At 61.7% G+C, this 15,494-nt stretch carries 15 protein-coding genes; 7 read left to right on the forward strand and 8 right to left on the reverse strand.

Features of this window, described 5'->3' with window-relative positions; all coding sequences use genetic code 11:
• Window positions 1–233: 233 nt before the first annotated feature.
• Window positions 234–1,058, forward strand: coding sequence for a hypothetical protein (locus tag JKL48_RS06950; protein ID WP_201980473.1), 825 nt, complete (start codon window positions 234–236; stop codon window positions 1,056–1,058).
• An 85-nt stretch (window positions 1,059–1,143) separates the two neighbouring features.
• Here JKL48_RS06950 and JKL48_RS06955 read toward each other — a convergent pair whose 3' ends face one another.
• Entirely contained in the window at window positions 1,144–1,905 is a 762-nt protein-coding gene (locus JKL48_RS06955) for an SDR family NAD(P)-dependent oxidoreductase (protein ID WP_201980475.1), read from the reverse strand.
• A 75-nt stretch (window positions 1,906–1,980) separates the two neighbouring features.
• Window positions 1,981–2,397, reverse strand: a complete 417-nt coding sequence (locus tag JKL48_RS06960; protein WP_201980478.1) for a helix-turn-helix domain-containing protein — start codon at window positions 2,395–2,397, stop codon at window positions 1,981–1,983.
• A gap of 114 nt (window positions 2,398–2,511) precedes the next feature.
• Here JKL48_RS06960 and JKL48_RS06965 point away from each other — a divergent pair, with 114 nt between their 5' ends.
• Window positions 2,512–2,868 (forward strand): VOC family protein, encoded by a 357-nt coding sequence (locus JKL48_RS06965; protein WP_201980480.1) that lies wholly within the window; start codon window positions 2,512–2,514, stop codon window positions 2,866–2,868.
• A 384-nt stretch (window positions 2,869–3,252) separates the two neighbouring features.
• Here the strand turns inward: JKL48_RS06965 and JKL48_RS06970 are convergent, their stop codons facing one another.
• From JKL48_RS06970 to JKL48_RS06990, 5 genes are all read right to left on the reverse strand, one after another.
• Window positions 3,253–3,474 (reverse strand): hypothetical protein, encoded by a 222-nt coding sequence (locus JKL48_RS06970; protein WP_201980499.1) that lies wholly within the window; start codon window positions 3,472–3,474, stop codon window positions 3,253–3,255.
• Between the two features lie 50 nt (window positions 3,475–3,524).
• Entirely contained in the window at window positions 3,525–4,496 is a 972-nt protein-coding gene (locus JKL48_RS06975) for a deoxyhypusine synthase family protein (RefSeq protein WP_201980502.1), read from the reverse strand.
• Window positions 4,497–4,651: 155 nt separating this feature from the next.
• Window positions 4,652–5,191 carry an ATP-dependent protease subunit HslV gene (gene hslV / locus JKL48_RS06980; RefSeq protein ID WP_201980504.1) on the reverse strand — a complete coding sequence of 180 codons (540 nt, stop codon included), beginning with the start codon at window positions 5,189–5,191 and terminating at the stop codon, window positions 4,652–4,654.
• A gap of 135 nt (window positions 5,192–5,326) precedes the next feature.
• A complete protein-coding gene (locus tag JKL48_RS06985) occupies window positions 5,327–7,027 on the reverse strand; it encodes a pyruvate dehydrogenase complex dihydrolipoamide acetyltransferase (RefSeq protein ID WP_201980506.1) in 1,701 nt (566 codons plus the stop codon).
• Between the two features lie 408 nt (window positions 7,028–7,435).
• Window positions 7,436–8,059, reverse strand: a complete 624-nt coding sequence (locus JKL48_RS06990; RefSeq protein WP_201980508.1) for a histidine phosphatase family protein — start codon at window positions 8,057–8,059, stop codon at window positions 7,436–7,438.
• A 165-nt stretch (window positions 8,060–8,224) separates the two neighbouring features.
• Here JKL48_RS06990 and JKL48_RS06995 point away from each other — a divergent pair, with 165 nt between their 5' ends.
• The 5 genes from JKL48_RS06995 (at window position 8,225) to menB (ending at window position 14,929) form a co-directional block, all read left to right on the forward strand.
• Window positions 8,225–8,659 (forward strand): hotdog fold thioesterase, encoded by a 435-nt coding sequence (locus tag JKL48_RS06995; RefSeq protein WP_201980510.1) that lies wholly within the window; start codon window positions 8,225–8,227, stop codon window positions 8,657–8,659.
• Between the two features lie 24 nt (window positions 8,660–8,683).
• Window positions 8,684–9,904: a chorismate-binding protein gene (locus tag JKL48_RS07000; protein ID WP_236668655.1), complete on the forward strand. Its 1,221-nt coding sequence runs from the start codon at window positions 8,684–8,686 to the stop codon at window positions 9,902–9,904.
• Between the two features lie 131 nt (window positions 9,905–10,035).
• Window positions 10,036–12,198: a M28 family peptidase gene (locus JKL48_RS07005; protein WP_201980515.1), complete on the forward strand. Its 2,163-nt coding sequence runs from the start codon at window positions 10,036–10,038 to the stop codon at window positions 12,196–12,198.
• 60 nt (window positions 12,199–12,258) lie between these two features.
• Complete coding sequence (menD, locus tag JKL48_RS07010; protein ID WP_201980516.1) at window positions 12,259–13,971, forward strand: 2-succinyl-5-enolpyruvyl-6-hydroxy-3-cyclohexene-1-carboxylic-acid synthase; 1,713 nt, start codon at window positions 12,259–12,261, stop codon at window positions 13,969–13,971.
• Between the two features lie 133 nt (window positions 13,972–14,104).
• A complete protein-coding gene (menB, locus tag JKL48_RS07015) occupies window positions 14,105–14,929 on the forward strand; it encodes a 1,4-dihydroxy-2-naphthoyl-CoA synthase (protein WP_201980518.1) in 825 nt (274 codons plus the stop codon).
• A gap of 207 nt (window positions 14,930–15,136) precedes the next feature.
• Here menB and JKL48_RS07020 read toward each other — a convergent pair whose 3' ends face one another.
• Window positions 15,137–15,331, reverse strand: a complete 195-nt coding sequence (locus tag JKL48_RS07020) for a hypothetical protein (RefSeq protein ID WP_201980520.1) — start codon at window positions 15,329–15,331, stop codon at window positions 15,137–15,139.
• Between the last annotated feature and the right edge of the window lie 163 nt (window positions 15,332–15,494).

Raw genomic sequence — 15,494 nt, forward strand, 5'->3', positions numbered from 1 at the left:
GCCTAGGAGGCCAAACACCCGCTCAAGTCTTCGCACAACCCTCATTCATCCAACCATAACTATATTGCTTAACAGGCCCCGCTAAACTGTCCAGTTTTTGGGGAGTAGTACAATGCAACGAATTGCCCACGACGCCGGTCAGGCAGGCATCGGCCATTGCAATGCGGGTAATTTACCACCCGCTGGCCTTCTGAAAGGACTCGTTCCAGTCATTCATTTCATCAGTCGGGCCCATGACTACCGCTATCCGTTTACGTTTTATCGCGCTGGGCTTGCTGGCCCTGGCAGCTGCCTCGGGTTGTGCATCTGACAAGGCATCGTCGGCACTTCAGCCCTGCGCTGGTCCTTCGGCCTCGGCGGCTGGCCGGGTAGTGGTCCAACCGCGCGAAATGCTGCTGGCCACGGGCCCCAGCCTTGCCCTGCAGTGCCACGACGAAGTTGCGCATCCGTGCGGCAACTACAGCTTGCCGCGCACCGTGGCCCCCATCGACCAGGGCCTGCAAATTGTTTTTGGCAGCCCCGTAGCTCCCACTATTTGCCTCACATCGATTGGCTCCGCTGCCACCAGCATCGACCTGGCCAGCACGCCCACCGGCTCCTACGCCCTCGACCTGACGGCCAGCGGCCGGCACACCACCGGCACCCTGCTCATCCTCCCCGACCGCGTTGAGCTCACCACCTGCGACAGCAACACGGTGGCCGTGCGCGGCGGCGTGCTGTACCGCCTTCCCGTCAATACCCTCTTCGGGCAATTGTATGCACGCACGGCGGCGGCCCAAACGGCCGCCATTGCCCTGCTGGACTCCCTGCGTCGGGAAGGCGCCCAAGTGCTGACATTGCCAACCGGCAACTACGGCTATTTCCGCACCGACGGCAGCGGGCAGCTTATTCCTATTTCCAATTATCAGAACGGGCAGCCGGCCACGGCCATCGCCACGCCCGTGCTGATGACTTTCACGGGCGATTTCAACCGCATCAAGGGCGTGGTGCGCCGGCGGGCCCAGTACAATGACCTCTCCGTCGGCATTACCTCGGCGCGGGGCGAAAGAGCTTTTTGAGTGATACCCGAACGCAGGCGGGCAAGCAAAAAGCCGCTCTAATCTAATGTGAGAGCGGCTTTTTGCTTGGCACTGCCGGTGCAGCCTACACGAACATGCCGCCGGAAGCTTCAATGCGCTGGGCATTTACCCAGCGGCCTTCTTCGGAGCAGAGGAAAGCCACCACGCCGCCGATGTCGTCGGGCTGGCCGGTGCGGCCCAGCGCCGTTTGAGACGCCACGAAGGCGTTGAGCTGGGCATTGTCGCGCACGGCTCCACCGCTAAAATCGGTTTCGATAGCGCCTGGGGCCACCGTATTCACGGCAATGCCACGGGCACCCAATTCTTTGGCCTGGTAGCGGGTCAGCACTTCGATGGCGCCTTTCATTGCCGCGTAGGCCGAAGAGCCGGGCAGCGCGAAACGGGCCAGCCCCGAGGAAATGTTGATGATGCGGCCGCCATCGGCCAGCAGCGGCAGCGCCTTCTGCGTCAGGAAAAATGGGCCTTTGAGGTGGATATTCAGCACCTCATCGAATTGCGCTTCGGTGGTATCGACAAAGGCAGCGTGCAGGCCGGTGCCGGCATTGTTTACCAGAAAGTGAAACTGCTCGGCCTGGAAGGTATCGCGTAGCGTGGTGCGCACCTGAGCAAAAAACGCATCGAAGCTGCCGGTGTTGCTGGCGTCGAGTTGCAGGGCGGCAGCTTGCTGGCCCAGGGCCGCGATTTCGGCTACCACGGCGTCGGCGTCTTCTTTTTTGCTGTGGTAGGTAAGGAGTACGCTAATGCCTTTTTTGGCCAGGCTCAGGGCCATGTTTTTGCCCAGGCCGCGGCTGCCGCCGGTTACGAGGGCTATTTTGGAAGTGCTCATCAGTTCAATAATTGGGGTGAATGATGAGGCAAAGGTCCGGCCCGTGGCAGCGGGTTTTATGGTGAGTAGTTCAGTTTAAATGGTGACACGTTCCGCACTTGCCTCGCGCTGGGCGGCCCACTCCTGCTCGCGGTACTGCTTGGGCGTGCAGCCCTGGAAGCGCTTGAAGAACTTGGTGAAGTTGGAAGGGTCGTAGGTGAGGTTGGCGGCAATATCGGCCACCGAGCGGCTGGGGTCGCGCAACAGCTCCCGGGCCACGTCCATGATACGGGCCTCGAAAAAGTAGCACGGCGCGTGCCCGGTAGCCAGCTTAATGGTGTTGCTCAGGTGCGTGGGATGGATGCAGAGAATACCCGCCAGGTCGCGGACTTCGAACATCTCGGTGGCCCGGCCGGCCACGATATCGGCCAGGTGTCGGTCTACTTCGCGCAGAAAATCGGCGGTGATTTCGTGCTGGCGGGCGAAGAGCTTGGGAGGAATGGAGGTAGGCATGGGTGGTACTCGTTGGTATTGAAGCAGCGTATTATTCGAAGTAGAAAGGACCTGTAATGGTTATGACGTTGAATACCTTTAGAAACTTTACTTGCTAATGCCCACCGCCAAAACATGATTCTCAACCACCTCAACCTAGCCGTCAGCGACGTGCTACAAACCCAGGCTTTTTTCGAGAAGTACTTCGGCCTGCAAGCTGTCACGAAGCCCAACGCCGCCCTCGTGGTACTCCGCGACGATGCTGGCATGGTGCTCACGCTAAGCAATTTCGACCGCGCTACGGAAGTTACCTACCCCGAGCATTTCCACATCGGCTTCATCCAGGAAAGCCCGGCTCAGGTTGACGCGCTGCACCAGCGCCTCACTGCCGACGGTTTCGCCATCGACCCACCCCGCAAATTCCACGGCTCCTGGACGTTTTACCTGCGGACACCGGGCGGTATCCTGGTGGAGGTGCTGGCCGATATGTGAGCCAACGATAGTAGCGAAAGAGCCTGCCGCTTTACCAGCGGCAGGCTCTTTTGTTATAGGTTCCGAATCAGGTCTTCTAATTCGCGTTGGCTGATACTGGCTGTTTCAGCCTTATCGTAGATATAGAGTAAGCTCACCGTTTGAGTCGCTTCATCGGTCACCAGCACCGATTCTAAGTGAGTTTTGATGCGGGCTCCTCCGCTTTTGCCCCGGCCCTTGCTGCGAATGGCCAGCCGAATTTTAAAAGCATTTTGCCCCAAGGGCGTACCCAAATCCGGTTTGGCTTGCAGTTAGGCCTCCAGCAGGGCAAGGTCAGCTTTTAACGACGGATATTTCTTCAAGAGCTTCTTAGCAGCCACCAAAAAGCTCTGCGCTGTGACGATGTTAACTGGCATCGTCCAAGAACTCGCGCAACGAAAGCAGGGCCTGCCCAATCCGGCGCGCCTCCTTCACCTTGGCAAAACCAGCGCTGATGCCCTGCATAATTTGCAGCTTCTGACGCAACTGCTGTTGCTGGCGTTGCAGCTTTTCCCATTCGGCATAGGCTACGACCACGGCAGTGCGTTCGCCGGCTTCATTGGTGAGGTATTGCACGGTGCTTTTCATGGTGTTGAAACTGGAATAAGCAACGGCTGGTTCAGCCGCCGCTCAAGAACTTATTGCCCCAGCACAATGGCGAACACCAGTGGCGCGACAATAGTAGCGTCGGATTCGATGATGTATTTCGGCGTTTTCTCGCCCAGCTTGCCCCAGGTAATTTTCTCGTTGGGCACGGCGCCGGAGTAGCTGCCGTAGCTGGTGGTGGAGTCCGAAATCTGGCAGAAATAGCCCCACAGCGGCACCTCGTGGCGCTGCAAGTCCTGGTGCAGCATGGGCACCACACAAATGGGGAAGTCACCGGCAATGCCGCCGCCAATCTGGAAGAAGCCTACTTTGCTTTCTTCGGTGGCATTCTGGGTGTACCAGTCGGCCAGGTACATCATGTACTGGATGCCCGTGCGCATGGTGTGCACGTTCTTCACGTCGCCGGTCATCACGTGACCCGCGTAGATGTTGCCGAGCGTGGAATCTTCCCAGCCGGGGCAGATGATGGGCAGGTTTTTCTCGGCCGCGGCCAGCATCCAGGAGTTTTTGGGGTCAATCTGGTAATACTGTTCCAACTCGCCGCTCAGCAGAATCTGGTAGAAGAATTCGTGGGGGAAATAGCTTTCGCCGGCCTTGTCGGCCTTTTCCCAAAACTTCAATACCGAGTGCTCGAGGCGGCGCATGGCCTCTTCTTCGGGGATGCAGGTATCGGTTACGCGGTTCATGTGGCGGGCCAGCAGGGCCTGCTCGTCGGCGGCGGTGAGGTCGCGGTAGTGCGGCACCCGCTCGTAGAAATCGTGGGCCACGAGGTTGAAGATGTCCTCCTCCAGGTTGGCGCCGGTGCAGCTGATAATCTGCACCTTGTCCTGCCGAATGAGCTCGGCCAGCTGGATGCCCAGCTCGGCGGTGCTCATGGCGCCGGCCAGGGTAATCATCATCTTGCCGCCATCGGCGAGGTGCTTGTTGTAGCCATCGGCCGCATCCACGAGGGCAGCAGCGTTGAAGTGGCGGAAATGGTGGCGGATGAAGTTGGTAATGTGCATGGGTTGGGGGAAATGTTTTCTGAATTGGCTGAACGTCATGCTGAGCGTAGCCGAAGCATCTCGCGTGCCGAAGTAATTCTTACGATTGATTTACTGCCACACGCGAGATGCTTCGGCTACGCTCAGCATGACGGGTTGGCTGTTTCTGTTGCCGCCTACGATGGCGACTCAATCATCAAATTATGATTGGTGTAAATGCAGATGTCGGCCGCGATGTGCAGGCCTTCTTCCACCATCTGGCGCGCGGTGAGGTGCGGCGCGTGTTTCTTCAGCGCCAATGCGGCGGCCTGCGCATACATCGCGCCGGACCCAATGGCGGCCACGTCGGAGTCGGGTTCCAATACGTCGCCGGTGCCGCTGAGGATGAGCAGTTCGTCCTTGTCGGCCACCACCATCATGGCTTCGAGCTTGCGCAGGTACTGGTCTTTGCGCCAGTCCTTGGCCAGCTCGATGGCGGCGCGCTTGAGGTTGCCGCCGTAGCTGGTCAGCTTCTCCTCGAAACGGTCGAGCAGCATAAATGCATCGGCCGTGGAGCCGGCGAACCCGGTCACCACTTTGCCCTCGAGCAGCTTGCGGATTTTGCGCACGTTGTTTTTGGCTACGTGTTTGTCCATGGTGGCTTGGCCGTCGGCCCCCACGGCAATTTCGCCGTTGTGGCGAATTCCGAGGACGGTAGTAGAGCGGATTCTGGTCATTACAGTTTGGTTAAAAAACGGTCATCCTGAGCGGAGCGAAGGACCTTATCACGGCAGCAAGCTTCTTGAACGATTTCGTTCAATCGTGATAAGGTCCTTCGCTCCGCTCAGGATGACAACGATTTATCAATTACCTCAAATCATCAAACGCATGGGGTCTTCCAGCAGGCTTTTCAGCGTCTGGAGGAAGGCGGCGCCGGTAGCGCCGTCCACCACGCGGTGGTCGCAGCTCAGCGTCACCTTCATGATGTTGCCGATGGCCAGCGCGCCGTCCTTCACAATGGCGGTTTGCTTGATGCCGCCCACGGCCAGGATGCAGGCATCCGGCGGATTGATGATGGCGGTGAATTCGTCGATGCCAAACATGCCCAGGTTCGAGATGGTGAAGGTGCTTCCCTCCCACTCGGCCGGCTGCAGCTTCTTGCTCTTGGCTTTGCCGGCCAGCTCCTTCACCTCGTTGGCGATGGTGGCGAGGCCTTTCTGGTCGGCGTTGCGAATCACGGGCACCAGCAGACCTTCGTCCACGGCCACGGCCACGCCGATGTTGATGACCTTGTTCTGGCGAATCCGGTCGCCGAGCCACGAAGAATTCACGGCCGGGTGCGAGCGCAGGGCAATAGCCGCCGACTTCAGCACCAGGTCGTTGAAGCTCAGCTTTACCGGCGACAGCTCGTTGAGCTTCACGCGGGCTTCCATGGCCTTGTCCATGTTGATTTCCATCGTGAGATAGAAATGCGGAGCCGTGAACAAGCTTTCGGAGAGGCGCTTGGCAATGACTTTGCGCATCTGCGACACCGGCGTATCGGTGTAGGTATCGGTCGAGGCCGGGGCGCTGACGGCTGGCGCGGCTGCGGGAGCAGCCTGCGGAGCGGCGGACGGGGCGGGTGCAGCCACGGGGGCTGCTTGCGGAGCGGAAGCGGCGGCAGGCGCAGCAGCACCGGGCTGGAATTTCTCTACGTCGCGCTGCACAATGCGGCCATTGTCACCGCTGCCCACTACCTGGGCCAGGTTGATGCCTTTTTCTTTAGCAATGCTCTTGGCCAGGGGCGAAGCCAGGATGCGGCCGTTGCTGGCCGGAGCGGCGGCGGCAGGCGCAGCCGGAGCTTCGGTAGCGGCGGGTGCAGCAGCTTCGGCGGGGGCGGCAGCAGGCGCGGCGGCCGGAGCCGAACCACCGCCAAGCAGGGCCTGAATGTCGGCGCCTTCTTCGCCGATAATGGCCAGGATGCCGTCAACGGCCACGGCTTCGCCGGCTTTGGGGCCAGTGTAGAGCAGGGTGCCGTCTTCGTAGTTTTCGAGCTCCATGGTGGCCTTGTCGGTTTCGACTTCGGCCAGGATATCACCCGATTTTACTTTGTCGCCCACGTTTTTCAACCAAGAGGCAATGGTACCTTCGGTCATCGTATCGCTCATTTTGGGCATGCGCACCACGGTGGCTTTTTTGCCGTTGGCGGGAGCCGCAGCAGCGGGCGCCGGGGCAGGAGCCGGAGCGGGTTTGGGCGCTTCGGCTACGGGAGCGGGGGCTGGCGCGGGTGCAGCGGCGGCCGGAGCCGGGGCGGCACCGCCGCTCTGGCCGTTCAAGAGGCCGGAAATGTCTTCGCCTTCCTTGCCAACAATGGCCAGAATGCCATCAACCGGCACGGAGTCTTTCTCTTTCGGCCCGATGTAGAGGAGCGTACCATCTTCGTAATTCTCCAGTTCCATGGTGGCTTTGTCGGTTTCGACTTCGGCCAGGATGTCCCCGGATTTAACTTTATCACCCACTTTTTTGAGCCAGGCCGCGATGGTCCCTTCGGTCATCGTGTCGCTCATTTTGGGCATTTTTATGATTTCGGCCATCGGATATAGAAGCGCTAGAGTTGAGAAGGCCAAAATTAGCCGGAAAAGTTGGCGGGGGCAATGTTATTATAAGGAGATTGTAAGGACTTGCTCACAATATGGAGCTTGCCGACGCTGGAACACGAAAAAGAACGGTCATGCTGAGCGGAGTCGAAGCATCTCTACTGCTTCGTTGCAACGAAGCTGTTTAGAAAGTCAAAATCGTTGTCATCCTGAGCGCAGCGAAGGACCTTATCACGGCAGAACAACGCCTATTCTGCCGTGATAAGGTCCTTCGCTGCGCTCAGGATGACAGACGTGTAGGCAAATCATACTTTCTAAACAGTTTCAACAGCATTGATTACTTCTGCGGTAGAGATGCTTCGACTCCGCTCAGCATGACCGTTTTCTCTAGATGTTACCCCGAATTCACCCCGCCACCTGCAAATGCGCCACATCCAGAAAGTTCTTGATGGTGAACACCGAGCCGGTGTATTCCAGTTTATATAAACATAAGTTACTGTGCTCGAAGCCTTCCATGCAGCTGAGTGGGTAGTTGAGCAACTGGCAGAGCATGACGCGCATGGCCCGGCCGTGCATGCAAACCAACACGGTTTGTTCTTCTTCGCGGGACTTTAACAACTCAATGAACGGACGCTGGCGGGCGGCCACTTCCTCGGGGCTTTCGCCGCCGGTGAGGCGGGCGTGGGTATCGCCGGCCACCCAGCCGGCCAGCACTTCGCGGTATTCAGCGTCTTCTTCCATCGTGATGCGGGTGCCCTCACGCACGCCCCAGCTTATCTCGTTGAGGCCGGCGTGGGCTTCGTGGGGCAGGCCAAGGTCGAGGAACTGCTGCACCGACTCGTGGGTGCGGCGCAGGGCCGAGGTGTAGACTTTATCGAACGGGATGTGGCCATAGGCTGCAAAGAATTGCGCCGCCTGCCGACGACCGGTGTCGTTCAGGCTCGAATCGACGCCACTGCCCTGCACGATGCCGCGCACGTTGAAATCGGTCTGGCCGTGGCGCAGCAGGAAGATGGTCCGTGGCCTCACGTTGGGTGGTAGTTTTGTGTAGTAATCCATCTAACAATCCATCAAAGTACGGGGTTTGGCTTTTAGTTGTTCGTTGCTAGTTGTCAGTCGTCAGCTCGACCATACCCATTGGTTAAGCGCTTCAGATGACGACCAACTGCCCCCGAACAACCGACAACATACGATATGACGCTGGAAGAAGTAAAGCGCTGGACTGCCTCCCGCCCCACCCTGGCCGATGCCCTCGGCATGGAAATTACCGACGTGCACGCCGACTACCTCGAAGGCCGGATGCCCGTGGATGGCCGCACCCACCAGCCCATGGGCCTGCTGCACGGCGGGGCCTCGGTGGCGCTGGCCGAAACCCTGGGCAGCATCGCCGCCGCCCTGCGCGTCGACCGCACCAAGCAGGCCTGCGTGGGGCTGGAAATCAATGCCAACCACCTCAAAGGCGTGCGCGATGGCTGGGTGCGGGGCCGCGCCACGCCGGTGCACATTGGCCGCAGCACGCAGGTATGGGAAATTCGCATCAGCCACGAAGAAACGGGCGTGCTGGTTTGCATCAGCCGCATCACCATGGCCGTGATTGACTTGCCGGCCGCCAGCCCGCAACCCGTTTAAATGCTGGCGGGTCAACTTCGGCACTTGCCCTGGCCGGCCGCAGCGGCGGGCCTCGATGCCACGGCCCGGCTGCGCCACCTCGCGGCCGGCGCGTTGCGTACGGGCCGGCCCCTGGCCATCTGGCGCGAGCCCGGCCGGGAGCACCCGCGCCTGCTGGTGGCGCGCTCCCTGGAGGCCAGCTACACCGGCCTGCCTCCCGCCCTCGACGACCAGGCGCCGGCCGGTTTCGCCTTTTTTCCGTTCCGTGACTCTGACCACAACCCTGCCCTGTTTCTGCCCGCTGACGTGCGCTTCGATGCCGCCCGCCCCGAAACCGTGGCCGTGGCACCTGCCGCCCGCGAGCTGGTGCCGGGCCTGACGGCCTGGCTGGGCCTGCCCCCGCTGGCAGAGCTGGCCTGGCACCACAGCGCGCTGCCCGTGCCGCACACCGCCACCGAAGCCGAATACACCACGCTGGTGCGCACTGGCGTGGCTGCTATTGCCGATAAATCGGTGGTAAAAGTGGTGTCATCCAGGGCGGCCCGGCATCCCCTACCGGTTGGTTTCGACCCGCTGGCGGCCTTCGCGCAGCTGAGCGAGCAGTATTCGCGCGCCTTTGTGTCGCTGGTGAGCGCGCCGGGCGTGGGCACCTGGCTGGGCGCCTCGCCGGAAGTGCTGGCCGAGGTCACAGCCGATGGGCAGTTTCATACCATGGCGCTGGCTGGCACGCAGCCGCTGGTGCCGGGCGTGCCGCCGCAGGATGCCATCTGGCGGCAGAAGGAGATTGAGGAGCAGGCGCTGGTGGCCCGCTACATTGTGAGTTGTTTTAAGCAGCTACGCCTGCGCGAATACCACGAAACCGGGCCGCGCACCGTAGCGGCCGGCCAGCTGCTGCACCTGCGCACCGACTTCGAAGTCGACCTGAAGAACGTACCCTTTGCGTCGTCGCTTGGCACCGATATGCTGCGGTTGCTGCACCCTACTTCGGCCGTGGGCGGCATGCCCAAGGTGCCGGCCCTGGCTTTTTTGCAAGCACACGAGGGCTACGACCGCGCCTACTACAGCGGCTTTCTGGGCCCGGTGAACGTAGAAGCGCCCGGCATCTCGCGCCTCTTCGTGAACCTGCGCTGCCTGCAGGTGCGCGCCACCGAGGCCATTCTTTACGCCGGCACCGGCCTCACCATCGACTCCGACCCGGCCCGCGAATGGCAGGAAACCGAGATGAAGATGCAGACCGTGGCGGCGGTGCTGCCGGCAATTTCCTAGCGCCGGGCGGCCATTGGCGCAGTGACTGGTGCGGGCGGCGTGCCCGGCCCGGCGGGTTGGGGCGCGTGGGCCAGTGAGCCGGCAGCCGGGCGGTACTTTCACGGCATCATTTCCCTTAATTGCACCAGTCAATGAAAACCCTTATACCCGTCCGCACCGTTTTGTTGGCCTGCTTGCTAAGCTGTTGCGGGGCGGTGGCGCGGGCCCAGCTCCCGGCCCTGCTACAGGCGTATGCGCGCACCAGCGCCGTGACCGGGCGCGAGGCCGAGGCCAGCCGCTTCGTACAGGGCCTGTTCAAGGCCGGGACCGTGCAGCCGGACCGGCTGGGCAACCTGGTGCTGGTGCTGGGAAGCGGGGAGCCGCGCCGCCTGCTGGTAGCCCCGCTCGACGAGCCGGGCTACGTGGTGAGCCAGATTCAGCCCAACGGCTACCTGCGGGTGGCGCCGGTGGGCGGCGGGCAGGTGGGGCCGCTGTTTCATCAGTTTCTGGAAGGCCACGATGTGCGGATTATGAGCGAGAACGGCGGCCGCAACGCCGTTTCCTGCGTGCCTTCGTCGCACTACGACAACCAGCGGGCCGAGCCGGAAAAGACCAAGGCGCCGTTTTCCTGGCAAGCGGCGTTCCTGGACGTGGGCGCCGGCTCGGCCGCCGACGTGGCCCGGCAGGGCATTCGCCTGCTCGACCCGCTGACGCTGGAAAAAAAGCCGGTGCTCGTGGGGCAGCAGTGGATAGCCGCCCCGGCCATGAAAACAAAAGCGGCGGCCGTGGCGCTGGCCACCGTGGCCCGGACGCTGGCCGCCGGCCCGGTTAAGGGCACGGTAGTCATCGCCTGGACCACCCTGGAGCTCATCAACGGCAAAGGCTTCGAGGCCGTAGCGAACCAATACGGCCCTTTTGCCGAAGTGTACCGCTTCGAGCGCACGTTGGATGCGGCGGCGGCCGGCACCGGGCAGGTGCTGGCCAGCCCCCTGCCGCCCACCGCCCTGCCGGGGATGCTGGCCATGCCCCCGCCCCGCGCCGGCCGCCAGCCCGTGCTGCCCAACACCCGGTTGGCAGCGGCCCGCACCTACCTGCTGGGGTTGCCCGCCCGCTACGCCAACACGCCCGTCGAGGCCGTGGCGCTGGCCGACGTGCAGCTGCTGGCCCAGGCGTGGCTGGCGGCCGCGGGCAGCGCCGGCACGGCTCCGGTTACGCCCGCGCTGCCGCCGGCCGCCGGGCCCGCCCCGCTGCCAACGCCGGCCGCCACGCTGCTGGCGGGCCTAGTGGGCCAGTACGGCGTGAGCACCGCCGAAACGCCGGTGCGCGAGTTCATCGCCCGGCAGCTGCCGGCCTGGGCCCGCCCCGAAACGGACCCGGCCGGCAACCTGGTGCTCCGCTTCGGGCAGGGCCCGCGCCACCTCGTGTTCGTGGCCCACATGGACGAAGTGGGGTTTGTAGTCGACTCCGTTCGGGCCGATGGGCGGCTGGTGCTGGGCCTCAAGGGCGGGGGCTTTACCTGGCTGTGGGAAGCGCAGCCGGCCTTGCTGCACACGCCGGGCCAGGCCGACATTGCCGCTGTTTTTGAGCCGCGCGCCAACTACCTGCAGGCCACCAAAAGTGCGCCATCGGCCGCCATCACGGCTTTCGCGGGGTTCACCTCGGCCCAGCAGGCGCAGGCGGCAGGCGTGCGGGTGGGCAGCACCACCGTTACCATGCCCAAGCAGCTGCGCCCTCTGGGCCCGCAGCGGGCCGCTGCCCGCGGCCTCGACGACCGGGTGGGCTGCGCGGCCCTGCTGCTTAGCCTCCAGCACCTCGACCCGGCCAAGCTGCCCTGCCGGGTGACCTACGTGTGGTCGACGGGCGAAGAGATTGGACTGCTAGGCTCGGCCTTTGCCGCGCAAAAGCTGCGCGATGCCACCGTGGTGTACCCCATCGACACGTTTGTGTCGTCGGATGCGCCCCAGGAGTCGCCGGGGTTTGGCTACTGCCCGCTGGGGCAGGGCGCCGTCATTCGGGTGGTGGAAAGCATCAATTTCGCCCGGCGCGACCTAGTGCAAGGTGTGCACGCGCTGGCCGACCGGCAGCACATTCCCCTGCAGGAGGGCATGACCGTGGGCGGCACCGACGGGCTGGAATTCATGAACTACGGCATTCCGTCCGTGCCGCTGTCGTGGCCCGGCCGCTATTCGCACTCGCCCGTAGAAGTACTCGATTTCCGCGACATGGACAGCCTCGTGCGTCTGTTGGGAGCCTTGCTCCAGCCTGAGCCGGCGGCCCGCACCGCCTCCAAAGCGAAGGCCCGGCCGCGCAAGTAGCCCGGGCTGCTTGCCGTGATGGTGGCCCGCCGCACTTTATATCTCTGACTTCTTTTTTGCATGACGATTCAAGCCGTTTATAACATCGCCGAAATCTGCGCCCGGCACGGCATTACGGATGTCGTTTTATCGCCCGGCTCGCGTTCGGCACCGCTCACGCTGGCCTTTGCTCGCCATCCCGGTTTGAACGTCCGCGTGGTGCCCGATGAGCGGGCGGCGGCTTTTATTGGCCTCGGTATTGCGCAGGCTCAGCGGCGGGCCGTGGCGCTGGTGTGCACCTCCGGCACAGCGGGGCTGAACTACGCGCCGGCCGTGGCCGAGGCTTTTTTCCAGCAAATACCGCTGGTGATTTTTACTGCCGACCGCCCGCCGGAATGGATTGACCAGCTCGATGGCCAGACCATCCGGCAGCGCAACCTCTACGGCGTGCACGCCAAGGGCGAATTCGAATTTCCCGTCGACACTTCGCACGCCGATGCCAAGTGGCATTCAGCGCGCATCGTGAACGAGGCCATCAACCTGGCGCAGGCCGCGCCCGCCGGGCCGGTGCAGGTGAATGTGCCGCTACGCGAGCCGTTTTATCCGAAGGCAGGCGAGGGAATTGTTTATGAGAAGGATGTAAAAATTATTTACGAACACCCCTCCAATCCGACGCTTTCTCCGGCCGAAATCCTGGATTTGCGCCAGCAGCTGCGCAATGCCAGCAGTGTGGTGGTAGTGGCTGGCCAGCAGGCCAGCAACCCCGGCCTGCTGGCGGCCCTCTACGAATTCACCAAAGTCCGGCACGTGCCGGTGGTCGGCGACACTATTGCCAACATCGGCGAGGTATCGGATGCCCGGTTGCAGGACGTTTTCCTGGCCGGCTTGAGCAAAGAAGACAAGGCAGCACTCAAGCCCGATTTGCTCATCACCTTCGGCCAGTCGCTCATTTCAAAGAGCCTGAAGCTGTTTTTGCGCGATGCGGCCCCGGCGCAGCACTGGCATCTGCAGGCTGCGGGTGAAGTGGCCGATACTTTCCGCAGCCTGACCCGGGTGGTGCGGGTACCGCCCGCCGTATTTTTCCAGCAGCTGTCGGAAAGCACGGCGATGAGCGAAACGCCGGAAATCACCCGGAGTTGGCAGCGCGCCGATAAAGCCGCCGCCGCGTTTCTGCAGCAGTTTTTTGTAGACGATGCGCAGCCGTTTAACGAATTCTCGGCTTTCCGCCACGCACTAGCCCATGTGCCCGACCAAACGGCCCTGCACCTGGCCAACAGCATGGCCGTGCGCTACGTCAACATTCTTGGCCTGCCGCAAGGCCGGCAAATTGAGGTTTTTGCCAACCGCGGCACCAGCGGCATCGATGGCTGCAACTCGACGGCTGTGGGCGCAGCACTGGCCCAGCCGGAGCGTCCGGTGGTGCTGCTGACCGGCGACGTGGCGTTTTTCTACGACCGCAACGCCTTCTGGCACAACTACCCGCTGCCCAATCTGCGGGTGGTGCTGTTCAACAACCACGGCGGCGGCATCTTCCGCATCATTGACGGGCCGCGCCAGCAGCCGGAGCTGGACGAGTTTTTTGAGACGCGCCAGCTGCTCACGGCCGAGAACACGGCGCGCGATTTCAACCTGCGCTATTTCCCGGTTTCATCATTCGCTGAACTGGAAGCCACGCTGCCGGTTTTCTTTGCAGCCGAAACCGGCGCGGCCATTCTGGAAGTCTTCACCGACTCAAAGACCAACGCGGCATTTTTTGAGGAATACCGCAGTGCGGTGAAGGCCGCATTTGCTTGAATAGAACATCCATTAACTGAACGTCATGCAGAGCGCAGCGAAGCATCTTTACCGCAATAGTAAATAATTGCGTTGTGCAGTAAAGATGCTTCGCTGCGCTCTGCATGACGTTCTTTTTTTTCCATTCCAACCTATGTCAGAACCCATCAACTGGACCCCGATTAAAGAGTTCAAAGAAATTCTCTTCACGCAGTTTAGCGGCATCGCCAAAATCAGCATCAACCGGCCGCAGGTGCACAACGCCTTCACGCCGCTCACGGTGCAGGAAATGATTGATGCCATGCGCATCTGCCAGGACCGCACCGACATTGGCGTCATCATCCTCACCGGCGAGGGCGGCCGGGCCTTCTGCTCGGGCGGCGACCAGAGCGTGCGCGGCCACGGCGGCTACGTGGGCGAGGACACCGTGCCCCGTCTGAACGTGCTGGAGCTGCAGAAAATCATCCGCTCCATCCCCAAGCCGGTGGTGGCCATGGTGGCGGGCTGGGCTATCGGCGGCGGCCACGTGCTACATGTGGTATGCGACCTGACCGTGGCGGCAGACAACGCCCGCTTCGGCCAGACCGGCCCCAACGTGGGTTCGTTCGACGGTGGCTTTGGGGCCTCTTACCTGGCGCGCATTGTGGGCCAGAAAAAGGCCCGCGAAATCTGGTTTCTCTGCGACCAGTACGACGCCCAGGAAGCCCTCGACATGGGCCTCGTGAACAAAGTAGTGCCGCTCGATAAGCTGGAAGAAACCACCGTGGCCTGGTGCCACAAAATTCTGCAAAAGAGCCCACTAGCGCTGCGCATGCTCAAATCGAGCTTCAACGCCGAGCTGGATGGCCAAGCCGGCATTCAGGAGCTGGCCGGCAACGCCACGCTGCTCTACTACCTGAGCGACGAGGCCAAGGAAGGCCGCAACGCCTACATGGAGAAGCGCCAGCCGGACTTCTCGAAATTCCCAAAATTTCCGTAGCACGCTACAACTGCACAAGGAAGCAGGAATATCAATCAGCCCGTCATGCTGAGCTTGTCGAAGCATCTCTACTGCAATAGTAACTAATTGCGTTGCGCGGTCGAGATGCTTCGACAAGCTCAGCATGACGGTTAAATAAACACACTGAAAAAGCCCTGCCAGTCCGACAGGGCTTTTTCAGTGTGTTCCAAAATTGGGTTGTCCGTTTTAGAAAGCCGACCCGAATGCCTGGCAGCCTTCGCACCAACCAAAAAAGAAGCGCAGGCGCTCGTTTTTACGTTCTTTCTTCAGGGCTTTGGCCTGGGATTTTTGTTCGGGCGTACCAGTGGCGGCGGGGCTGGCGCCGGGCGCCGAAGCAGTGAAGGGCGCTACCTGGGGCGAGGGGTGGGATTGAGTCAGCATAGCGGGAAGGGTATAGTGATAAGCCATATTACACATTTTCTTTTAAAAAAGCAACCAAAAACTGGCGGCCATTCCTGCGGTGGCGCATCGGAGCGAACCGGATACCTTTGCGGCAGCTCCGACTAGGGTGCCAGCTATTGGCTTTCTTCACTTTCCCTTCCTG

Origin of the sequence: Hymenobacter rubidus, from assembly GCF_016734815.1 — a bacterium.
GTDB classification, from domain to species: Bacteria; Bacteroidota; Bacteroidia; order Cytophagales; family Hymenobacteraceae; genus Hymenobacter; species Hymenobacter rubidus.